The 21552-nt window shown below is 57.5% G+C and carries 19 protein-coding genes; 8 read left to right on the forward strand and 11 right to left on the reverse strand.

Annotated features, from left to right (window positions below; all coding sequences use genetic code 11):
- Window positions 1-35 precede the first annotated feature (35 nt).
- Entirely contained in the window at window positions 36-737 is a 702-nt protein-coding gene (locus HMPREF2854_RS07000; RefSeq protein WP_070620925.1) for a PPA1309 family protein, read from the forward strand.
- A 440-nt stretch (window positions 738-1177) separates the two neighbouring features.
- Here HMPREF2854_RS07000 and HMPREF2854_RS07005 read toward each other — a convergent pair whose 3' ends face one another.
- Complete coding sequence (locus tag HMPREF2854_RS07005) at window positions 1178-2335, reverse strand: YlbL family protein (RefSeq protein WP_261666682.1); 1158 nt, start codon at window positions 2333-2335, stop codon at window positions 1178-1180.
- A 552-nt stretch (window positions 2336-2887) separates the two neighbouring features.
- On the opposite strand from HMPREF2854_RS07005, the gene HMPREF2854_RS07010 reads away from it, so the two are divergent.
- Entirely contained in the window at window positions 2888-4519 is a 1632-nt protein-coding gene (locus tag HMPREF2854_RS07010; protein WP_083309447.1) for a zinc-dependent metalloprotease, read from the forward strand.
- Window positions 4520-4842: 323 nt separating this feature from the next.
- On the opposite strand, the gene HMPREF2854_RS07015 is transcribed toward HMPREF2854_RS07010, so the two are convergent.
- The gene (locus tag HMPREF2854_RS07015) at window positions 4843-5649 is read right to left on the reverse strand and encodes a DUF981 domain-containing protein (RefSeq protein WP_261666684.1); all 807 of its coding nucleotides are present in this window, start codon (window positions 5647-5649) and stop codon (window positions 4843-4845) included.
- A gap of 737 nt (window positions 5650-6386) precedes the next feature.
- On the opposite strand from HMPREF2854_RS07015, the gene HMPREF2854_RS07020 reads away from it, so the two are divergent.
- On the forward strand, window positions 6387-7367 hold the full coding sequence (locus HMPREF2854_RS07020; RefSeq protein ID WP_070620927.1) for a hypothetical protein: 981 nt from the start codon (window positions 6387-6389) through the stop codon (window positions 7365-7367).
- Window positions 7368-7518: 151 nt separating this feature from the next.
- Here the strand turns inward: HMPREF2854_RS07020 and HMPREF2854_RS07025 are convergent, their stop codons facing one another.
- Together HMPREF2854_RS07025 and nudC are read right to left on the reverse strand one after the other, a co-directional pair.
- Complete coding sequence (locus tag HMPREF2854_RS07025) at window positions 7519-9645, reverse strand: ATP-dependent DNA helicase UvrD2 (RefSeq protein ID WP_070620930.1); 2127 nt, start codon at window positions 9643-9645, stop codon at window positions 7519-7521.
- A 275-nt stretch (window positions 9646-9920) separates the two neighbouring features.
- Complete coding sequence (gene nudC / locus HMPREF2854_RS07030) at window positions 9921-10868, reverse strand: NAD(+) diphosphatase (protein ID WP_070620931.1); 948 nt, start codon at window positions 10866-10868, stop codon at window positions 9921-9923.
- A 32-nt stretch (window positions 10869-10900) separates the two neighbouring features.
- Here nudC and rph point away from each other — a divergent pair, with 32 nt between their 5' ends.
- Window positions 10901-11665: a ribonuclease PH gene (gene rph / locus HMPREF2854_RS07035; protein ID WP_070620932.1), complete on the forward strand. Its 765-nt coding sequence runs from the start codon at window positions 10901-10903 to the stop codon at window positions 11663-11665.
- A 95-nt stretch (window positions 11666-11760) separates the two neighbouring features.
- Window positions 11761-12378: an RdgB/HAM1 family non-canonical purine NTP pyrophosphatase gene (gene rdgB / locus HMPREF2854_RS07040; protein WP_070620934.1), complete on the forward strand. Its 618-nt coding sequence runs from the start codon at window positions 11761-11763 to the stop codon at window positions 12376-12378.
- Between the two features lie 90 nt (window positions 12379-12468).
- On the opposite strand, the gene HMPREF2854_RS07045 is transcribed toward rdgB, so the two are convergent.
- The 4 genes from HMPREF2854_RS07045 to clpS are packed head-to-tail and all read right to left on the reverse strand — an operon-like array spanning window position 12469 to window position 14979.
- Window positions 12469-13266 (reverse strand): MBL fold metallo-hydrolase, encoded by a 798-nt coding sequence (locus HMPREF2854_RS07045; RefSeq protein WP_070620936.1) that lies wholly within the window; start codon window positions 13264-13266, stop codon window positions 12469-12471.
- Window positions 13263-14078, reverse strand: a complete 816-nt coding sequence (gene murI / locus HMPREF2854_RS07050; RefSeq protein ID WP_070620938.1) for a glutamate racemase — start codon at window positions 14076-14078, stop codon at window positions 13263-13265. Before murI ends, HMPREF2854_RS07045 begins: the two co-directional genes overlap by 4 nt.
- A 3-nt stretch (window positions 14079-14081) precedes the next feature.
- Window positions 14082-14699, reverse strand: coding sequence for a DUF2017 family protein (locus HMPREF2854_RS07055; RefSeq protein WP_148130927.1), 618 nt, complete (start codon window positions 14697-14699; stop codon window positions 14082-14084).
- On the reverse strand, window positions 14674-14979 hold the full coding sequence (gene clpS, locus HMPREF2854_RS07060; RefSeq protein ID WP_070620942.1) for an ATP-dependent Clp protease adapter ClpS: 306 nt from the start codon (window positions 14977-14979) through the stop codon (window positions 14674-14676). Before clpS ends, HMPREF2854_RS07055 begins: the two co-directional genes overlap by 26 nt.
- A 58-nt stretch (window positions 14980-15037) precedes the next feature.
- Between clpS and HMPREF2854_RS07065 the strand changes: the two genes are divergently transcribed.
- Complete coding sequence (locus HMPREF2854_RS07065) at window positions 15038-16384, forward strand: nicotinate phosphoribosyltransferase (protein WP_070620944.1); 1347 nt, start codon at window positions 15038-15040, stop codon at window positions 16382-16384.
- Between the two features lie 162 nt (window positions 16385-16546).
- On the opposite strand, the gene HMPREF2854_RS07070 is transcribed toward HMPREF2854_RS07065, so the two are convergent.
- The 3 genes from HMPREF2854_RS07070 to HMPREF2854_RS07080 all read right to left on the reverse strand — a co-directional run bounded on the left by HMPREF2854_RS07070 (window position 16547) and on the right by HMPREF2854_RS07080 (window position 18574).
- The gene (locus HMPREF2854_RS07070) at window positions 16547-16870 is read right to left on the reverse strand and encodes a DUF3039 domain-containing protein (protein WP_034509238.1); all 324 of its coding nucleotides are present in this window, start codon (window positions 16868-16870) and stop codon (window positions 16547-16549) included.
- A 499-nt stretch (window positions 16871-17369) separates the two neighbouring features.
- Window positions 17370-18152, reverse strand: a complete 783-nt coding sequence (gene nagB / locus HMPREF2854_RS07075; protein ID WP_070620947.1) for a glucosamine-6-phosphate deaminase — start codon at window positions 18150-18152, stop codon at window positions 17370-17372.
- A 140-nt stretch (window positions 18153-18292) separates the two neighbouring features.
- Complete coding sequence (locus tag HMPREF2854_RS07080; RefSeq protein WP_016444879.1) at window positions 18293-18574, reverse strand: HU family DNA-binding protein; 282 nt, start codon at window positions 18572-18574, stop codon at window positions 18293-18295.
- 344 nt (window positions 18575-18918) lie between these two features.
- Between HMPREF2854_RS07080 and HMPREF2854_RS07085 the strand changes: the two genes are divergently transcribed.
- A complete protein-coding gene (locus HMPREF2854_RS07085) occupies window positions 18919-20703 on the forward strand; it encodes a DUF885 domain-containing protein (protein ID WP_186822494.1) in 1785 nt (594 codons plus the stop codon).
- Complete coding sequence (locus tag HMPREF2854_RS07090) at window positions 20696-21466, forward strand: Maf family protein (protein ID WP_070620949.1); 771 nt, start codon at window positions 20696-20698, stop codon at window positions 21464-21466. The genes HMPREF2854_RS07085 and HMPREF2854_RS07090 overlap by 8 nt, the downstream gene beginning before the upstream one ends.
- Window positions 21467-21552: the final 86 nt, after the last annotated feature.

The following is a 21552-nucleotide window of genomic DNA, read 5'->3' on the forward strand; positions in this document are numbered from 1 at the left end:
AGTGTAGGGCGAGCTACGGACAAAGGAAGTGAACAATGTTTAACGAGGACGAGGCTGCACCAGCCTCCCCCAAGTCAAATGGCGTAACCAGTGCCCAGCTTGGCCTCACGCACGCTGTGCACGAGATTGAGCGAGCGGCCTCGGCCTTGGGTTGGGATCACGCCTCCACTGTTTACGCACTGGTACCCACGGGAGAGTTGTTGGCTTTGGAGGAACTCCCCGCGGACATGCGCGCACACCTCGAGGCCAGCTGGGACGGCACCGAGACCGCCCTCACTGCAGTCATTCAGGAGGATTTGCCTGGCGAAGATCTGGAGGAAACCCTCGCGCAACTGGGCTGGCCCGAGTCGGTTGCGGGCGCAGCAGTTGCCACCGAACGAGTGATGGTTCCGCCCGCCGTGCAGGAGCAGGCGCCCGCCGATCCGGTAGAGGCCGTCGAGTTCTTCGCTAATCACCCTGACCGGGACGAGGTCCGCATTGTTGCGGGCGTTCTCCGTACCGGCGAGTCCTGGTGTGCTGTGCGAGCCCGCTCGCATGATAACGATGATGAGGTCGCCGAAGGCACCAACCTCGTTCCTGGCCTGGTTGAAGCCTTGTTCACCACGTTCATGCCCGCCGAAGAGCGCCGGTCCGGAGGATGCGGTAGCGGCTGCGGCTGCGGGTCCGGAGGAGGCTGCGGATCCGGGAGCGGACAAGGCAGCGACGCTGGCTGTGGGGGCGGCGGCTGCGGCTGCTAACCTCCCGCTCTTGCGGCGGCTTCACACTTCTCGCGCTAGTTGTTCTACACTCCTCGCGCTAGTGAAGGTGCGTGAGGGGAACGGACTTGAAGCGACGTGAGAATCGCCGCTTCAGGTCTGAATGCTCGTCGGCAAGCGGAGGCCTAGCTACCTCTGTGAGGGGAAGTGGCGGTTTTGCACGCCGAATCTGCCAGTTCCCCTCGGAATACCGCAAAACGATACGGCTTCAACCACATCCGTGAGGGGAAGCGCCTAATCAGCGCCCGGTTTTTGCCAGTTTGGGTCTGAATACCTGTAGATAAGTAATCGCCTTGCCACGTCTGTGAGGGGAAGTGCCTAATCGAAGCCGGGCACACGCCAGTTTGGGTCGGAATGGTACACGCCGCGGGAACCCTGTGCCAGTGGGAGAGGTCCGGTGCGCCTTCATGCCCGGCGAAGGATCACTTGGCCTCGCACACCGGGTGATCGATAGTGGCTCCCTTCGAGATGGCCTGCACCGCCTCGCGTGCTTCCGCGAGCGTCGAAACCGGCCAAACCTCTAGGCCATCGGGGATGTTTCCCACCACCTCGTCGCAATTCGACTTCGGGGCAAGGAACCATTGGGCACCATCGCGCTTTGAACCGTACATTTTCTGCACAATGCCGCCGATTGGCTGCACCTCACCGTCATATCCGATCGCGCCGGTGCCCGCGATAATCGCACCGCCGGTCGAATCGCCGCCGGTGAACTTATCTATGATTCCGAGTGCGAACATCAAACCGGCCGATGGGCCGCCGACGTTCTCCAGGTGAATTGTTACGTCGACAGGTAGTTTCACGTCCGCGCTCAGGTAGATACCGAACCGAGAACCCATAAAGTCCGGCCCCGCCTCCTCAGGCAGATAGGTGCGCATAGCAAGGGTTTTCTTCTCACCGTTACGCAAGATTTCCAGTTTCACGGGTGTTTCTGGCGGGAGAGTCTTTGGAAGCGCGAACGGAACCGACGGTCGGTCAACCGCATGCCTCTCCCCATCCGGAGTGATGATCGCTTGGAGCACATCGCCCTCCTCGACCACACCCTCAGCGTGCGATCCCGATGTTGCGCCCGCAACCGTCATGGTCACGTCCACGTCGTAGCCGAGCTCCTCCAGCGCCACTGAGGCGGCGGTCGACTGCGAGGAGGTCATCTGGATTTTACTGAGCTCATCCAATTCTTCGCGGGTAAGGTCACGCGGATAGACCTCCTCCACCGGCCTTACATTGCTCGACGGATCTAGCTTCGCCAGTAGAAAATCCACGAGGGACACGTGTGCATCCGGACCGCCTAAACTCGACACAGTGACCATGCGTAGCTGCCCCTCGGACTGCTTCGCAACGTCGGGGGCGGCAATTTCGATTACAGGATCACCATTCATAGAACCGAGGACGTCGTACGTCGGCCCCGGAGACGTAATCACATACGGCATCGGAACCGCGAATGCAATGACCCCGACCAGAACTAACGCGCCTATTAGCGCACCCCACCGTCCGATTTTTCTACGGAGGGAACGCGCATGAGCAGGCCGATTCTCGCCGCCCTCGTTCATTTCCGAGGGAGCGTTGTAATACTCGATAGCCATGTGTTCCTCCAACCGGTCTAGCACTGTGTGGACCGCCGAAACCATTTTGCGCGAATGACTCGACCTTTTCCAAGTGTAAAGAGGCGCGGGGTCATTATGTGCGTGAGGGGAGCTGGCAGGTTCAGCCCCCAAAACCGTCACTTCCCCTCACGGATGCAGTTAAGTCTCTACTCACCAATGCGTATTCAGATACAAAGTGGTCGAAAAGGGAGTCTGATTGACCACTTCCACTCACGCAGCTGATTCCAACCAAGCGCTCCTTCGGCATTCAGACCGGAAGTGGCGGGTCTAAGCACGAAACCAGCCACTTCCGCTCACGCACGTGAATGCCATCTCATATCTTTAGTAATCTCGCGCACTACAGCCCACTTCCCCTCACGCACGTGAATGCCATGGTTCACTCCCCGGCAGTTACACCCCTTCTTCTCCACCACTTCCCTTCACGTATAGAATCAGTTCGCTACGGGCTAAACCGCTAAATACCAGCCAAAAACACCCTCATCCCACGCTCTCTCAGCGCGACATTTCAAAAGAGGCGGTAATTTGTAGGACATGAGTGAAAACAACCCGGACATGTTTGACTCGAACGATCACAGCAAGAGGTCGCCGTGGGAGGACATGCTACGAAGCATGCTCGGCAGTGAAGCTGCTGACGAGATGATAAAGGCGATGCGCTCTAGCGGCGTTGACCCCGCGTCGATGGGCGCCGGCATGAAGTTCCCCGGCACTCCCGAAGAGATGCGCTCGATGCTTGGGCAACTGAACTACATGATGAGTTCAAGTAGCGGTCCAATCAACTGGAAGATGGCCCATGAGATCGCCCGCCACCGCGCATGGGGGGACGGCGACTTGCAGATTTCTGCAGCGGAGGGCCAGCGTATCCGCCAAGCACTACAGGTTGGCGATTTGTGGCTGGATGCGGTTACGGATTTAACTCCTCCGCAAGGTGAACGCCACGCATGGCGCCGCTCTGACTGGGTGGACAACACCCTTGACACGTGGAAGCAAATGGTCGAGCCGGTTGCGGCGAATGCAGCGCGCGCCCTCTCGGATGCTTTGAAGCAGCAGATGGATCAGATGACGAATCAGGGAATCGGCGAATTGCCGGAGGGGTTGTCTGCCATGTTCACCCAGGCGCAGCCCATGATGGAGCGTCTCTCCGCAGCGGTTTTTGCCGGCCAGATCGGTGAGGCCCTCGGTGGTCTCTCTCATGAAGCGTTTGGCTCAACCGATGTAGGCATTCCGTTAACCGATGGGGGTAGCACTGCCCTCGTTGTTCCTAATGTGAACTCCTTCGTGGATGGTCTGGATATCCCAACGGATGAGGTTTACCAGTTCCTCGCATTGCGAGAGGTCGCGCACGCCAGACTGTTCCATTCCGTGTCCTGGTTGCGGTCAGAGATCTTGCAGTCCGTGCAGAACTACGCGGCCGAGATCCGTATTGATACGGATGCGATTTACGAGGCTGCCACTTCGATTGACCCGACAGACATGGCGGCACTCCAGGATGCGATGACAGCCGGGGCGTTCAACGGTGAGCCCACTCCCGCGCAGGAAAAGGCGCTTGAGGATTTGGAGACTCAACTTGCACTCGTAGAAGGTTGGGTTGAGGTGATCACTCTCGAAGCTGGCCGCCCGTACCTGCCGCACATTGAACAGTTGCGCGAGTTGATGCGTCGCCGGCGCGTTTCGGGTGGAGCCGCGGAGCAGATGCTTGAAAAACTGATTGGCCTTAAGTTACGTCCTCGCCAGGCGCGTAATGCGGCGCAGCTTTGGCAGATTGTTTCAAGCGAACGAGGCCGCAGTGAGCGCGATGCTCTTTGGAATCACCCCGACTTTACTCCAACGGCGACGGAGCTTGCTAATCCGGAGGCTTTCCTGCTTGCCCGCAAGCAAAAGGCCGACGCCGATGCAGACATTGACGCCGCTCTAGAGCAGTTGTTGGAGGGCACCTTGGGCTGGGCTGAAGGACTTGAGCCGGGCCAAGATTCGGAGGGCGATGCAAAACGCGTCGGCTCTCCCGATGCCGTTTCCGATGCGTCAGATTCTGATGCCAACGGATCAGGCTCTAAGGATAGAGGGTCAGTGTCTGGTGCTGAAGGGTCGGATTCGGATCATAGCCGGGATGGGGCCGCCGACGACTCCGGGGATGATGCTACCTCTCACGATGACGAGGATCGGTAGCGAAGGCAATACCAGGCATCCCTGACTTCCGGAATTAGTTATGTTCCCTAGAGGGCGTTAAGGCGTGATGCTTCAGCGCCCTCGTCATCGGCCTTTTCATCGGCCTGATCGTCGGTGTCCTAGCCGCTGGCGGCGGAATCATCTTTTTCCGCAGCGCTTTCAAAAGCAAGAAGCTAGCAACCGATGCGTTGAAGGGTCAAGGACAATATGCTCACCAGAATCTTCGCGTTACTGCTTCTGAACGTCTCGACGGGAGCTCTCTTATCCGTCCTGATACAAAAATGCGGGAGCTAAGGCCCCCGCATTTTTGAAGTTACGAAATGCTACATCGTGTTTACGATGAGTCCGATGTGCGTGTAGAAGTTCAGGCAACCGAACAGACCGATCAGAATTCCGCAAATCATCCACAAACGCATCACGAGAGCCATCAGGCCGCCGCCCTTAGCTTCGCTGTTGGCCTCATTCGAAGCCCGGAAAACGCCAAACGGGAACAGCACGCAAGCCAGGCCGATGACGAAGAAGAAGACCGACATGAAGATTGCTTCAAACCAAGGCCAGGTAGCGAAGAAACCGGAGATTGGTTCCTGAGGCGGCGCGGTGAACAGCCTGTACATGACGCCGGCCAGGGAGATACCCCAAAGACCCAAGCCCAAACCACCTGCGAAGATGGAAAGTGGTTTAGCAGTACTCAGCAGATCTGAGTAAGCGTCCTGAGACTCCATAAGGTCATTACGACGCTTCCAAAGGTAAAAACATGCGAAGATCAGCAACGCACCGAAACCGAGGCAGGTCTCACCGAAGATAATGTTGTCGTACGCGAAGCCTCCAGCGGCTAGTGGCCAAGTAGTGGTCATGTGGAAACCGGTAGTCACCAGAATCAGCCCAAGAGCACCGAATGCCATCGAGTAGCCATCAGCCTTAAACGGCTTGCCCTCCAGCGACTTCCTCAAGTCCCCCAGCATCATCGCCAAAGCGATCAGCGCAGCACCTGCTGCCACCGCCATAATCGTGTTGTATGTCGGCATAGTCGACCAGTCGATCATGCCAGGGCTCTCAACGCCCCAAAAGAACTCATCCATGATGCCTCCCACAAAAACGTCTATTTGACGGATGATCTCCGTGATCAACATTCAATAGTAGCCCGGAAAATTAAAAACTGTGAATGCCCTATGGATTATCGGTGCCTATGGATAGGAGAGAAAATTTACTAAACCGGCTGGCGATCTCTGGATCTGTCAAGAACCCTCCAGGTAACCTCAATCAGCCCGACGCAGATAGCTCCGACAACCGCCCCGAGGATAATCACCTGAATATTGCTCATGTCGACCTTCAACAATGGATGTAGAACTCGGAAAGCAACAATTGCGCCGTAAGCGAGATAGGCGGCAAAGCTAAGACAGATTCACCAACAGTTATAGGGACGCGCTACAATCTTTGGGCTCTTTAACCGCCAGTTCACCTCTGAATACCGCAACAGGTCTTAGCTGCACCTACATCCGTGAGGGGAACTGTCCAAATGGCACCCCGTTTTGGCCGTTTTGGATCTGAATACCATCAAGAGTCGAAACCCCTCACCGCATCCGTGAGGGAAAGCGGCAAATTGGAGACTGCTTTCCGCCATTTTGGGTCTGAATCACGCATGAGGCGGTGGCTGCAACTGCATCCGTGAGGGGAACTGTCCAAACAGCACCCCGTTTTGGCCGCTTTGGGTCTGAATCGATGAAAGAGCGGTTTTCCACAGCGGCGGCCCACCCCTGGACCCTGCCATCACATTCTGGAATCGTGAGACCCATAGAAAGACACAAGCCCGGTCAACCTGCTGCCCGGTTGCCACAAGTAGAGCCCCACGCGGATCCAAGGAGGAGCAATGCAGCTTCGTGAAGGAACAGCCGTTTTTGTTCGCGCGAACGGAGACGTACAAGTTGGCATGGGGCCAGCGAGCACAGTACTCACCGGTCTTGAACCTGTAGAGCAGTCCTACTTACAGAGTTTGAAGTTCCACTCGTCCAACACAGCCACACATGCACGCGCGAAGAAGCGCAACATTTCTGAAGCTCGCGTCCAAAAGCTTGAAGATCTACTAAAACAGCGCCATCTAATCCAGCTTGCCGCAGAGGTGCAGTCAACCAGTGACAGTAAGCGACTAATGCGAAGAGATGGCACCACCAATGCCCTCGGCAAACGCGAGCAGATCCGCGTTGACATAGTGGCGCACAGTTGTGGCGATCCCACGCAGTTCCTCAAGATGAGGACCTATTTGTCAGCCCTCGTGGAGTCGCTTCGCGGCGCGTCGATCAAACGACTTGACCTGCGGTATTTGGGCGATGACATGGGTAATTCTTCGCGCACAACGTTAAATCGGAGTGTCGGTCTGGGCAAGCCGTTGGCATCTGAACCACATCTCATTATTGCGTTGTTCGCGAGGGCATCGTCATACTCGCTGATCCGTGAGTGGCAGGATTCGGGTATCCCGTTACTATCAGTAATTTTTAACGAGGATAATGTCCAGGTTGGCCCATTTGTCCGCACGGGCGGATCCCCGTGTCTGGAGTGCGTGGACCGCAACTTACGCGACGTCGATGAGGAGTGGCCCGCGTTGCAGGTTCAGTGTCGCCATCAACCATTTCCGAGCCTCTCCCCTGACTTGATAGCAGCCTCGGCAATGATGACGGCGCGCCTGGTGGCGAACGAGATTGACGGTTACGGTTTACCGCCGGGTGAGGTGCGGTTCATTGACGAGAATTTTGTTGTGGATAGATTCAGCTGGCCGATCCACCGCGAATGCTCATGCACTGGCCTACCTGCCAGTGTGAAGGTTCCGGTGCACAAGCAATCGGATCACGACTAAAAAGATAAGTCAGCGAAATGGAGGAAACACGCTAGTGTCGCAGTGGGAGCGCAAAGCAGGTTTTCGCCCCCGCCTCCTGGCGAGCGCCGAGGCTGCAGCAACAAAGCGGCGCTTCCCCGGACGCATAAACAAAGCGGCCCTCGCCCGCGTTTCATTCCCCCGCAAAGTCCCGAATAATCTTCAGAACATCGGCGCCGTACTTTTCGCTCTTGGTGGCTCCAATGCCGGGGATTGCCCGCAGTTGAATCAGCGTTTCGGGTTTCGCGTCAGCTATGGCCATAAGCGTGCGGTCGGTGAATATGGTGTAAGCCGGTTTAGAGATCTCCCGCGATAGTTGCAAGCGCCATTGTCTGAGTTCTTCGAATAGACGCTTTACATCTTCGGGAGCGTCGGCAAGCTCGTCTTTCAACTTGGGAGTGACACGTTTAGGCTTGATGGGTTTGTACTCTTCAACGGGCCAAATCGAATCGAGGAATCTCGAGTTCTCACGCGTCTTGTTTCTGCCTGCTCCGCGCGATTTGGCGTAGGAAACCACGAGGTGTGTTTTTGCTCTGGTCACTCCCACATAGAGTAAACGTCGCTCCTCCTCAATCGCTTCCGGTGTTTTTGCAAGCGAGATGGGAAGTAACCCCTCGGATGTACCCGCAAGGAAGACGGCTTCCCATTCCAGACCTTTCGCGGCGTGGAGTGATGAGAGGGTGACGCCAGAAATGGTGGGGGCCAACTGAGCCTCGGCTCTTTCATTGAGCTCTTGCACAAACTCGGCAAGAGGCAAACTTTCTCGCTCGATGGCAAGGTTCACGAGGGCGTCGAGACTCTCCCATTTTTCGCGTACCGCACCTTGCCCTGATGGAGGTTTCACCGTCCATCCCAGCCCGGAAGCAACGTTCTTGACTGCTTCGACGGTGTTCTCTTCAAGGCCCAGTCCGCTAGCGTCCACCTGTTCTGGTTTACCGGGTGCGTCTAGATTTCTGGCTTCACTCCCTCCTCCAGAATTCGTGGCAGCACCGGGCAGGTTAATGCGTACCAGCTGACGCAGGATCACCATCGCGCGTCGAATTTCTTCGCGTTCAAAGAACTTCTCTCCCCCGCGAATGATGAAACCTATGCCGGCGTCCGCGAGCGCTTGTTCGAAGGCTTCGGATTGCGCATTAGTGCGGTAAAGGATCGCCATGTCTTGAAGTGGTACGCCGTCTTCTGTTAGGGATTTGATGTGGGCGGCGATACCGGCTGCTTCGGATTGGTCGTCGGCGTAGGAGACGAAAGACACGGCCGGCCCTGAGGGGCGCTGCGATTTGAGTCGAACGGCGCCTTCGGGCATGCCTTTGCCCGCAGCGGTATCTCTACGTCGGGTATTCGCGGCTCCTTCGAGGACTTTGTTAGCAATGGAAACGATTTGCGGCGTGGAGCGGTAGTCTCGGTTGAGTTGCACGCGCCGCGCTCCAGGATGGTATTTTTCGAAATTTACGAGGTAGGCCGGGTCTGCTCCGGCGAAGGAGTAAATTGTTTGGGCTACGTCTCCTACTACGCAAACATCGTGCCGGCCGCCAAGCCATTCTTGGAGGAGTGCGAATTGAAGAGCTGAGACGTCTTGGAATTCATCGACAACGAAGTTGCGGTATTGGGATCGCACGGCTCGCGCGATACCGTCGCGTTCCTGAAGAAGGCCTGTTAGCAGAAGGAGGACGTCTTCGAAGTCGATGACGCCCCGCTCGTCTTTGGAATCTTCGTATGCGGCCAGCAGGTTTGCCATGGTTTCGAGGTCGAGGTCGGCGGGCGCTTCGCGTAGCTGCGTTGTGGCGGCGTCAACGTACGCGTCGGGCCCGATCATGGAGACTTTTGCCCATTCAATCTCTGCGGACATGTCGCGAATTGCGGTCTTGTCTATGGACAGCCCCAGGCGTCTGGCGGCGTTGGCGACGATGGGTGCTTTGTAGTCCATGATGGGCCGCATGGGCCCGCCAATGGCTCGGGGCCAGAAGTAGCGAAGTTGGCGTAGTGCGGCGGAGTGGAAAGTTCTGGCTTGTGCGCCGGGCACGCCCAGGTCTCGTAGCCGCGTGCGCATCTCGGCGGCTGCGCGTTGGGTGAAGGTGACAGCGAGGACGGATCCCGGATCAAACGCGCCTATAGCACTGCCGTATGCAAGCCTGTAGGTGATGGCACGGGTTTTACCGGTTCCGGCGCCGGCCAGCACGGATAGCGGCCCGGTAACTTGCATGGCCACTTGGCGTTGCTCCGGGTCAAGTGCTTCAAGTAGGGCGTCTGGATTTTGTCCCAATCTGCTTTACCTCCTGTCCTTAACCATTATGCGTTAGGGGACGGACATCAAATTGTGGGCGCGTTGGTTGTGGATTGCAAAATTTGCCTAATTCGCGTGGTTTTTCCCGGTTTTCAGGCCGGTGGATGACGGTTTGAGCGAGTGACCGCGCGATGGTCAAGGTGCTCCTTGTTGCCCTGGGTTGCGCAGGGGGTGGCTACTCGGGGCAGAGGAAACCAAAGCCGCTGTCAGGCTTGGGTGGCGCCTGCTCGCCAAAGCGGCGCGCCCGCAAGGGGCTACTCGTCGCCGGGCAGGGGCTGTCCGTACCAATGGCGGATGATGGCGCGGGCGATGGAGATGGGGCCGGGTGCTTCGATCTGCCCATTTTTAAGGGCGGCGCCATATTCTTCGCGCGTGTACCACCGGGCCCAGTCGATCTCGACTCCGTCCACAGTCGGTTCCAGCCCGGCTCCGTCCACAACCCGCGCACGGTAGCCGAGCATGAGGGATCGGGGGAAGGGCCATGCTTGGGATGCGACGTATTCGATCCGGTCGACGTGTAGTCCAACTTCTTCTAGTGTTTCTCGCGCGACGGTCTGTTCGGGCGCTTCGCCCATTTCCATGAATCCGGCTACTAGGGAGGCGTATGTTGGCCGCCACCGCGTGTTGTGCGCTACCAGAATGCGATCGTTTTGATCGTGAATCGCAACGATTATTGACGGGTCGGTGCGCGGGTATTCGATGCGCGCACAGCCCAGACATTTGCGCTCCCACCCTGCGGCTGCGTAGGTTGTGCGCTCGCCGCAGCGCGCACAAAAAGCGCCATTGTCGTGCCAGTTTGCCAGCCCGGAGCAGGTTGCCAGCAGTTGCACATCCGTTGGGTCAAGGTGGGTATTTTGACGCAGGTCGGCATATCCGTCACTGTCTGTGGGGTGTAGTTGAATACCGAGGAGGGCAGCGCGACCCTGCGCTCCCAGAAAGAAAACTCGTTTGATCTGGTGCGGATCCACGCCGTCGAGGCGGTGCCTTGCTCCGCCTTGAGAGTTGGGGATGAACCGGCCTCGTTCACTGATCAGGTAGGCAAAGGTGGTTTCAACTTGGAGGTCGCCGCAGTGTTGCGCAATGGTGTCGTACATTGTTTTGGCGGGGATTTCGCGTTTGGCGACTGCTCGCGGGTCAATGAATGGGCGCGCATAGGTGCAGGGGTCCCAGTTGCCTTGTGAGAGCGGTAGTGGCATGTTCATGTTTCCACGCTATTACGCGGTACGGTTGAAGTATGAGTGATTCGAAGAATGTTTCAATGGTTAGGCATGATGGGCGCGCTCTTGACGAGCTTCGTCCAGTTAAGGTTCAGCGCGGCTGGATTGATAATGCGGAGGGTTCTTGCCTGATCGAGTTTGGTAATACTCGCGTGCTTTGTGTGGCGTCTTTGACTGAGGGCGTGCCGCGCTGGCGCACGGGTAGTGGCGAGGGCTGGGTAACCGCCGAGTATGCGATGCTCCCGCGTGCAACCTCGTCGCGTTCGCAGCGTGAGTCTGTGCGCGGCAAGATTGGGGGCCGTACGCACGAGATTTCCCGTCTTATTGGCCGCAGTATGCGCGCGGTTGTGAACACGGCGGCTTTGGGTGAGAACACGATTGTTCTTGACTGCGATGTTTTGCAGGCCGATGGGGGCACTCGTACCGCGTCAATTACGGGTGCTTTTGTGGCGCTTTCCGACGCGATTAGCTGGGGACAAAAGAAGGGATTGATCGCGCCTGATAAGGCAAATCGCAAGGTGTTGTCGGATTCGGTTTCAGCTATTTCAGTAGGCATTATCGATGGCGTGCCAATGTTGGATTTGCCGTACGAGGAGGACGTGCGCGCTGATACGGATATGAATGTGGTGATGACCGGGTCGGGTAAGTTCATTGAGGTGCAGGGCACGGCTGAGCACGCCCCGTTTGACCGAGGTGAGCTTGACCAGCTACTTGGTTTGGCCCAGGTTGGCTGTGAGCAGCTGCGTGAGATCCAGTTGGCTGCGTTAGCTGAGGAACTGTAACGGTTCAACGCGAAGTTGCAGGCGCCCAAAAAGGAAAATAAGCGCCCTGCCGAAGATCGTTAGAAGCTGGAAACAAATTTGCAGGAGGCAAGACAATGCCGGATTTCAAGCTGGTTTTGGCTACTGGGAACAGGCATAAGGTGGATGAGCTACTCGCAATCCTCACCCCCCTGATGCCTGCGCTCACGGCGGATCAGATTGCCACTACACGCGATTTTGATGTGCCGGACCCGGTTGAAGACGCGACCTCGTTCGAGGGCAATGCTCTCATTAAGGCGAGGGCGCTGGCTACCGCAACGGGGTTGCCCACGGTTGCTGATGATTCGGGCCTGGCCGTGGATATTTTGGGCGGAGCGCCAGGAATTTTCTCCGCTCGTTGGGCGGGCCACCACGGCGATGACGCGGGGAATCTAAATCTCCTGTTGGGCCAGTTACACGACGTTCATGCCGAGCATCGCGGCGCCCAGTTTGTGTGTGCCGCTGCACTCGTGACGCCGGGTGGAAGTGAAACGGTTGAGGTCGGGGTTATGCGCGGCACGCTCCTAGACGAGCCGCGTGGCCACAATGGTTTTGGCTACGATCCGATCTTTGTACCCGAGGGCATGAGCCAGACAAACGCCCAGCTTGCTCCGGAACAGAAGAATAAGATTTCGCATCGGGCTAAGGCTTTCACGGCCCTTGCACCGCGAATCGTTGAGGCCCTCAAAAGCTAACTAAAACAGGGATTTCTTCGCTTCAGGGCCGTTACTCCGCTCCAGGCGATATTAGCTTCCTTGGCCCATCTGCCCCCGCGCGGCCAATCCTTAAAGCGAGTAGGTGGCCCCTGCGTATGCGGTGGAGATCGCGCCGTCCCACTCCTCACGCGCCTCCGCGATGACGATCTTCGGGTCGGTCCAGGGCTGAATGTGGGTGAGGACGAGCGACTCCACTCCTGCCTCGCGCGCGATTTTCGCAGCTCTCCCACCCGTCAGATGGATGCCGCGGGTGGTGTCGGCGCGGGTGAAGCCAGCCTCAGACAGAAGTAGGCTGACACCGTTTGCCATTTCTTGGATGCTGTCGCAGGTGTCCGTGTCTCCCGTGTAGGCGAGCTCCACGCGGCTCGAAGGATCACCCTCAGAGGGGCCTTCCACGCGGAATCCAAACGCGGGAACCGTGTGGTTAGCCGCGTACGGCGTGATGGTAAGCGGGCCTACTTGAAGCGGTTCCCGGTCGGCCAGTTGCACCGGCACGAACTCTTTCTCATAGGTTTCGTCAGGCGCGTATCCGTCAATGCCGCGCACCCGGTCCATCATCCCCTCCGGCCCGGCTAGTAACAGGGGCGGTAGCGGCCCGGTGGGATACCAGCGTCTGTGGACCTGCAGTGAAATGACGTCTCCCATGTGGTCGGCGTGCAGGTGTGAAAACAGGACTGCGTCTAGTTTCCGCGCGTCAATGTAGCGCCACAGCGCACCAAACGAGCCGGGCCCAAGATCCATCATCACGTTCCACGTGCGGATTTGACCAGTGTCGGTGTCCACTCCTCGCGCTTGTACCAGGTATGAGGAGGCCGCGGAGTACGGCCCCGACATGGAGCCGGTGCATCCAACTACGGTTAGCCTCACGAGTGCACCTCCATGCGCGAAATATCTCCCACCTGCGGGCCGAGGAAGCGCTTAGCCAGAGGGGCAAACTTGCGCTCGTCTCCGGTCACGTAAAACTCCGGCACGGGCTCACCTAGGCCCGGGTCGCGCAGCTTATCCTCTTCCACGAGGCGGCGGTAAACGTCACGGGCCGCGGACTCTGACGAAGACACGAGCTGCACGTCCTCCCCCATCACATAGGAGATGACACCTGTCAGTAGCGGGTAGTGCGTGCACCCGAGCACCAGGGTGTCAACGTCGGCCTCTTTAATTGGCTCTAAGTATTCGCGGGCAACTTCCAGCACTTCATCGCCGGTAGTGATGCCAGCTTCAGCGAATTCAACAAACTTGGGCGCTGCTTGTTGCACGATTTCGAGGCCGGGAACAGCCGCGAGCGCATCCAGATAGGCGCCGGATGTGACTGTGGCTTCGGTACCAATGATTCCGATTCGCCCAGTTCGAGTTGTGCGGGCCGCTCGGCGGGCGGCCGGTTGAATGACTTCAACGACGGAAATACCGGCGTCAACTTCATACCTTTCACGCGCGTCTCGAAGCACGGCAGCCGATGCCGTATTGCACGCAATTACAAGCATTTTCACGCCGCGCTCGGCTAAACGGTCCATGACGTCCAGCGCGAGTTCGCGCACGTAGGCAATGGGTTTTGTGCCGTACGGCGAATGCGCCGTGTCACCAACGTAAAGGATCTGTTCGCCCGGCAGTTTATCCATTACCGCGCGGGCAACAGTTAGGCCTCCTACGCCGGAGTCAAGTATGCCGATTGGAGCGGAATCCATAGTTTAGAGGTTACTAGCAGTATCTCCCTCTTGGACGGCCTGAAGTAGTGAATCTTGCCACCAAGACACTAGTACGAATACGAGGCCCACAAGCTCTTCCGCACTAATCTTGCGCGGCTTAGCAGAATCGTGAGCGAGGAGTGCGGCGGCGCGCTCGTACCAGTATTCCGTATCACCCGGAGCACTCACTTCGAGGCGACCAGCGAGCACCAATCGAAGATCATTGAGGCCGGACAGCCACTGCCACACGTCCTCACGCTCGATGGTGAACGTGCGCGATTCGCTGGTGGCGAGCTCGGCGAGTTTTCGGCCGATTATTTGCAAGCGCTCCGTCTTGAGCGTGCGCAGGGCATCTTCGGTAAGCGCGCGAAGGGCGGAGGCCTCTTCGGGATCGCTGCTCATCGAGGGCAGGAGGATCTTCAGCGTGGGATCATCGGGCTCATCCCGCTCATCCTCTGACAGAAGAGCGGAGAGCAAAGGTTCTTGGGTGGGCGCGTCGAGGATGAGGATCGTCTCGCCAAGCAGCGTCTGCATTAAGACAGCGACGTCCTCGTCAATCGTTGTTTCGTAGCCGCCGGGCGTGGATCTGAATTCGCTAAGTAGCATTAGTCGCAGGCTCAATAGTGGCTTTAAGGCCGTAGGAATGCATTGCGTAAACGTCGGCTTCCATGCGTTCGCGAAGGCCGGTTGAAACGATCGCCTTACCGATTTGGTGAACTTGAAGCATGAGGGCACGGGCGCGATTTTCGGTATAGCCAAAATGGTGCCGAAATACGCCAACGACGTACGCTTGCGTATTGATGGGGTCATCCCACACCACGGTGCACCACTGCGCGTGGTTTTCGCGCGTAGTGGCGGCATCAGCCCTGACGCGGGTGGTGGTTGTGGGAGTTGCACTCATGTTTTCAGCCTAAGAGATTGAGGCGTGCAAAGTGCCGGTTTGGGGATAAACTCGACTTATGCCTGCTTCTACATCTACAGCACTGTTAACCGACATGTACGAGCTCACTATGCTGGACGCCGCTTTGAAAGCGGGAACAGCGGAGCGTAAGTCCGTTTTTGAACTTTTTGGGCGGCGTTTGCCCGCAACGCGCAGGTTTGGCGTGGTTGCGGGTACAGGCCGAATATTGGAGGCGCTGGAGCGCTTCACTTTCTCTACCCATCAGATCGATTACTTGCATAAGAACAAGATCGTGTCTGATGTGGCGTTGGACTATTTGAAGGATTTCCGCTTTTCGGGCGACATTTTTGGGTATGCCGAGGGCGAAGTTTACTTTGAGGGTTCTCCCCTGCTGACCGTTGAGGGTACGTTTGCCGAGGCCGTGCTTTTGGAAACGCTTGCTCTGTCAATCTTGAACCATGACTGTGCGGTTGCCTCTGCCGCCTCGCGTATGACGATCGCAGCACATGGCCGCCCGTGCGTGGACTTCGGGGCACGCAGGACGCATGAGCGCGCCGCTGTTTCAGCCGCCCGCGCCGCTGTTATTGCAGGGTTTGTGGGTACTTCAGATCTGGAGGCCGGCATCCGCTACGGAATCCCTACCGTTGGCACGTCCGCACACTCGTTCACGCTTTTGCACGACTGCGAGGAAGATGCGTTCCGCTTCCAAATTCAAAGCCTTGGCCCTTCGACCACGCTCCTCGTGGACACTTACGACATTTTTGAGGCGGTGGAGCGGGGTGTGAAGCTCGCTCGTGAGATGGGCGGCGAGCTTGGCGCAGTCCGCTTGGATTCGGGCGATCTTGTGGCCCTGGCATTTAAGGTTCGCGGACTGCTCGATTCGCTGGATGCGAAGTCCACTAAGATCACGGTGACAAACGACCTCGATGAGTACGCGATTGCCGCCCTCGGTGCCGCTCCCGTGGATTCGTACGGTGTAGGCACAAAGATGGTGACGGGTTCAGGTGTTCCCACCGCCGCCCTCGTCTACAAACTTGTTGCGCGCGAAGATGGCGCCGGCAACATGGTGAAGGTGGGGAAGAAGTCCGCGTCAAAGTCCACAGTTGGTGGTCGCAAGATCGCTGGCCGCATTAGGGACGAGGAGGGCTACGCCTCCGAAGAGCTCATCGTTGCCGGTGGAACCGTGCAGGAGGCACACAAGATTTTGGAGGCGGAGGGGGCTCGTCCGCTGCAGATTCCGCTGGTTACGGGCGGGCAGATCCGTTCGGAGCTGTGGGGGCCTGGCGCGCTGGAGGCGGCCGCGGAACGCCACCGCCAGTCGCGCAACGAGTTGCCGTACGCCGCGTGGCGCCTGTCAGCTGGCGAGCCGGCAATCCCCACCAGGATGGTCAAACTCGACGACTAGCCCAGCGTTTGGAGGGATAACCTCGTTGGGAGGGATAGCCTCTCAGAAGGGACACTCCCGCATGGAAGTTTGGTGGCGGCCGCCACTCGTTTATGAAGGAAACCGCCCCTTGGGCGGTTTCCTTTTCAGGCTTGTTTCTCTATCAGAGATTGATCGGCTTGGTTATTCGTTACCGTCGGAGTAGGGCCAGTTGGGTCCGTGTGCCCCCATTTCGTCGCGCAGGGCTTTGCAACGCGGACAGACTGGGAACTTGGATGGATCCGACATGGGGATCCACACTTTGCCGCACAGCGCGATCACGGGTTGCCCGGTGATCAAAGACTTGGTTACGCGATCGCGGCGCACGTAGTGAGCAAATCGGTCACCATCACCTGGAGAGCGTTGCTCTTTAGTTTCGGTTCGCTCCAGCACCGAAGTACTGGTTGAGCGCGAGGGCGCGCTTGGCGCCTGCGGCTGGTCTGGCGCATCCAAGTTGAGGCTGAACATGCCTCTAGTTTAGGTAGTTTCCAGCCCCTGATCCACTGCCGCCCGCCAGCGCAACGATTCAGACCCAAACTGCCGTAACGGTATTCCGACCCAAAGCGGCAAAAACAGGCCCCAGAACCGGCACTTCCCCTCACGGACATGGTTTTCGAGGCCACCCGAAACAGTATTCCGACCCAAAGCGGCAAAAACCAGCAACCAAATCGGCACTTCCCCTCACGCACGTGATTCCAGGAGCCACCCGTAACGGTATTCCGACCCAAAGTGGCAAAAACCAGCAACCAAATCGGCACTTCCCCTCACGGACGCGGTTTTGAACGCCACCCGAAACAGTATTCCGACCCAAAACACCCAAAACAGGCGCCAGAACCGGCACTTCCCCTCACGCACGTGGTTCTAGAGGCCCCGCTCGCACGCCTCGAACCCCCGCCTGGCTTAGAGCACATAAAAGGGCGTGCAGGGCAGAACTTGAAAAGTTCGCCTGCACGCCCCTCTAGTTAGCTTAGAAGTTAGTTGAGTAGTAGTTATCCCAGTCTTCACGGTAGTTGGAGGCAAGTTCAAGCTCGGAAGCCGCTTCCTCGTCTACAAGCACGTAGACGAAGGGGTGGAGCTGGAGCACGGACGCCGGCCAGCGCGACGAAATACCGCCCTCAACCATTTCGCGGATTGCACGCGCCTTACCCTTACCCTGAGCAAACAGGATGATCTTGCGCGCCTCGAGGATGGTGCCAAGGCCCTGCGTCATGGCGCTGGTAGGCACCTGGTCAATGTCTCCGTCAAAGAAACGGGCGTTGTCGCGGCGCGTCTGGTCGTGAAGGTACACAACGTGGGTGCGCGATGCGAGGGAATCTCCCGGCTCGTTGAACGCAATGTGACCGTCTGAACCGATGCCGAGAACCTGGAAGTCAACTCCCCCAGCTTCGCGAATGGAAGCGTCATATTCGGCGGCAGCGGCGTTGAGGTCCGCGGCAAGCGCGTTCGGAGTGTTGACCGCTCCCTCAGCGAAATCAACCTGGTCGGTGAATTCGCGGTGAATGAAGTTCACGTAGCTTTCCGGGTGTCCAGCTTCGAGGCCAATGTACTCGTCAAGAGTGAAAGCGCGGCACTGGGCAAAGCTGATCTTGCCTGCCTGGTGGCGTGCGATGAGTTCTTTGTACAGAGGCAAAGGGCTAGAACCCGTGGCCAAACCAATTACTGAATCAGGCTTGTCTTTGAGTGCCGATTCGAGAATATCGGCGCCGACTTTACCAATAGCTTCGTTGTTTGGAAGAATTGCGATCTTCATTCGTTTTCCTTAACTAGATTGGTTAGCGTAGCCAAGCTACGCATTAGATTATATGCACCCTCACTTGGGTATATTGATTAGGAAGAAGAAAAGTGGCGAGGTTATCCTCGCCACTTTGTTTGGTTCGCTTCATGCGATGCTTACTTCTGGACAGCCTTCTTGAGGGTGGAGCCAGCGGAGATCTTCACGCCGAAGCCAGCAGGAATCTGAATCTGCTCGCCGGTCTGCGGGTTGCGACCGGTGCGGGCAGCGCGCTCAACACGCTCAACGGAGAAGAGGCCGGTTACCTTGACGGGCTCGCCAGCGGACAGGGACTCAATCAGGACTTCCTGGAATGCGGCTAGGGCAGCGTCAGACTGAACCTTGGTGAGGTTAGCCTTCTCGGCGATCTTAGCGACAAGCTGAGTGCGGTTTACGGACATGTTGGAACCTTCCGGTAGAAAACCAATATGAACAGTTACGAGCGAGTTTCGCTCTAACACCCACACACTAAGGCTTTAAGGGCGTGTTGTCAGCTTGAAACAGCGAGTTTTGAGCGTTTTGGGGTAATTTCCCACATTTTTTAGCCGTATTTTTACGCACGTTAAAAATCGTGTTAGGATCGCAAGTTTTGCGCGTGTTCATGGGCTTCCCGCGGGTGTTTTTAGATTTTGGGCAGATTATTCGGGCGCCGGTACTTCTAGCCGAGCCAGAGGGTTGTTTTGTTCTGTATTGTTTGCCCTACTCCGTGTTTTAGAGTTGAGAGGCAAGCATAGAAAGGATGATGATGCGTATACCTTCTGCGTTGGATCGCGTAACGGATGATTTTGTAGCAAGTCTTATTGGTTTGGTTCCGGAAGTAGCGATTGGCATGGGTGCGCCGTTCGCGGACAGGACAATCTCGGATTTTTCTCCCGAGGGCGCCGCGGAGCTTGCACAGCTTTATAGGCACACGCTTGAAAATGTTGCCAGCGTGCAGGATGAGGACGAGGTTGATTCGGTTACTCGCAAGGCTTTGGCGTGGGATTTGGGTAACCAGCTGGAGTTGCTCGAAGCCGGTTTAGCAGTTGGCGAGCTGAACAATATCGATTCGCCGGTGCAGGCAATCCGCGACCCGTTTACATTGATGCCAATGGAGACCGCGGAGCACTGGGATGACTTGGTTCGGCGCGTGCAGGAGGTTCCACAGGCGTTCAGCTCTTGTAAGCGCGGTCTTGAATGGGCGATGGAGGCCGGGCGTGTCCCCACGAGAGCGCAGGTTGAGTTCGTGCTTGGCGACCTGACGGCCCAAGGCGGCGCGCAGGATCCATATGGCAGGTTATTGAAGGAGTTCAATGCTTCGAGCGTGGCCAGCGATACGGGGCTACACAAGAGACTGGAGGAAGCCGCACGGAGCGCACAGGCTGCAACGCGTGATTTCAATACTTGGCTTAAACAGAAGATAGCTCCGGTTGCAACTAATCGCGATGCGGTTGGGCGAGACGAGTACATCCTGAAGTCTGCTCACTTCTTGGGCAAAAAGATTGATCCAGAAGAAACGTATGAGTGGGCACTGGAGGAACTGCGCGATATTCACGCCCAGCAAAAGGCAATCGTCAAGGAGCTTTACGGACCTTCGGTGACGGTAGGTGAAGCGTTTGACAAGCTCAATAGCGATCCGGCTCACCAGGTTCACGGCGTGGACGGGCTCCAGCGTTGGATGCAGGAGACCTCGGACGAGGCTGTGGAGTACTTGTCGGGCCGCCATTTCACGGTGACGGACCAGATGCGCCAGTTGGCGGCGAAGATTTCACCAGCCGGCGACGGAGGCATTTTCTACACTCAGCCAACGGATGATTTTTCCCGGCCGGGAACGATGTGGTGGGCTGTGCCGCCGGGCGTGGAGGTGTTCCACACTTGGCAGGAGAAGACAACCGTCTACCATGAGGGAATGCCCGGCCATCACATGCAGCTTGGCCGCGCAGTGTCTTTGAAAGACACGCTAAACACGTGGCGCCGCCAATTGTGCTGGTTCTCCGGTCACGGTGAGGGGTGGGCGCTGTATGCCGAACAGTTAATGGATGAGCTCGGATTCTTAAAGCACCCTGCTGAGCGGCTCGGCATGCTGGATGCGCAAAGACTACGCGCCGCACGAGTCCTCGTGGATATCGGCGTTCACCTGGGTCTTGAAAGGCCTTCAAACGCTTACCTGTCTTCTATTGGCATTTGCAACGCCGCATACGAGGATGCCTTGAACTCCTCCCCGTACTTAGACCTCGGTAAACCTGACACAGCAAAAGGCGTGTGGGATCGCAACGACCTGTGGGCATTTATGAGCTTGAATGTGGCTATGGATCCGAAGTTCCTAGAGTTCGAGACCACCCGCTACCTGGGTTGGGCAGGGCAAGCATCTTCTTACAAGGTGGGCCAGCGGGTCTGGCAGGATCTGCGTAGCAAGTGGCTGTCCGCGCCGACTGCACAAGCGGCTCAGAGTAGTTCCAGTGACACGCGTTTGCGCGAGTTCCACGACACTGCGCTTGCACTTGGCGGCCTTCCACTCGCCGTACTTGAGGACGTGATGAGCGGTGAGTGAATCCCCCGCCCTTTCTCGTGGCAATCACGGGGAGGCCAGCACTGTCCTGGTGCTGGCTTCGGCGTCACCCGCGCGGGCCAAAACGCTCCGCGCGGCGGGCATCGAACCACTTATCCGCGTGTCAAATGCGGATGAAGACGCCGTCCTCGCCCAGTTTGAGAACTCGGGGTCCGCTAACCAGGCGGCGCAAAAGGTCATGGCCCTAGCGAAGGTGAAGGCCGGGTCAGTAGCCCAGGCACTTAGCGCAACTGAGATCTTCGAGTTCGCACGCCAGCAAGGTATGCCCGCCCCCTCCTCGATTATCGTGGTTGGCTGTGATTCAATGCTGGAGGTCAACGGCGCGCTGGTTGGCAAACCTCATTCCCCTGAGGTGGCGGCGCGTCGTATTCGCGAGCTTTCACGCAATGACGTGGTGTTGCATACAGGTCACGCAATCACGCTGCTGCGCATAGATTATGATTCGGCCGTCTCGCTAGGAAGCTCGAACGGTAGCCCAAATGGATTAACGGTTCTGGAGACTCGCTATGACTCGTGTGCCACCACGGTTCATTTCGGCGAGCTTGATGAAGATGAGATCCACGCTTACGTGGCCACAGGAGAACCTTTAGAGGTTGCCGGAGCCTTCACTATTGATAGCCTCGGCGGCCCGTTCATTGAGGGAGTGACTGGGGATCCGCATTCGGTTGTGGGAATCTCGCTGCCTCTTCTTCGCCGGATCATCAAGGATCTTGGCGTCTTTTGGCCTAGCCTGTGGAACAAGTAGCGCACCATTACAACACAAATTAGAGGGAGGGCTTGGAACCGGATTTTCGGCCCAAGCCCTCCCCTATTTAGCTAGTCAGCGTGAGA

The sequence above is a fragment of the Actinomyces sp. HMSC075B09 genome (assembly GCF_001812395.1).
Taxonomy (GTDB): Bacteria; Actinomycetota; Actinomycetes; order Actinomycetales; family Actinomycetaceae; genus Gleimia; species Gleimia europaea.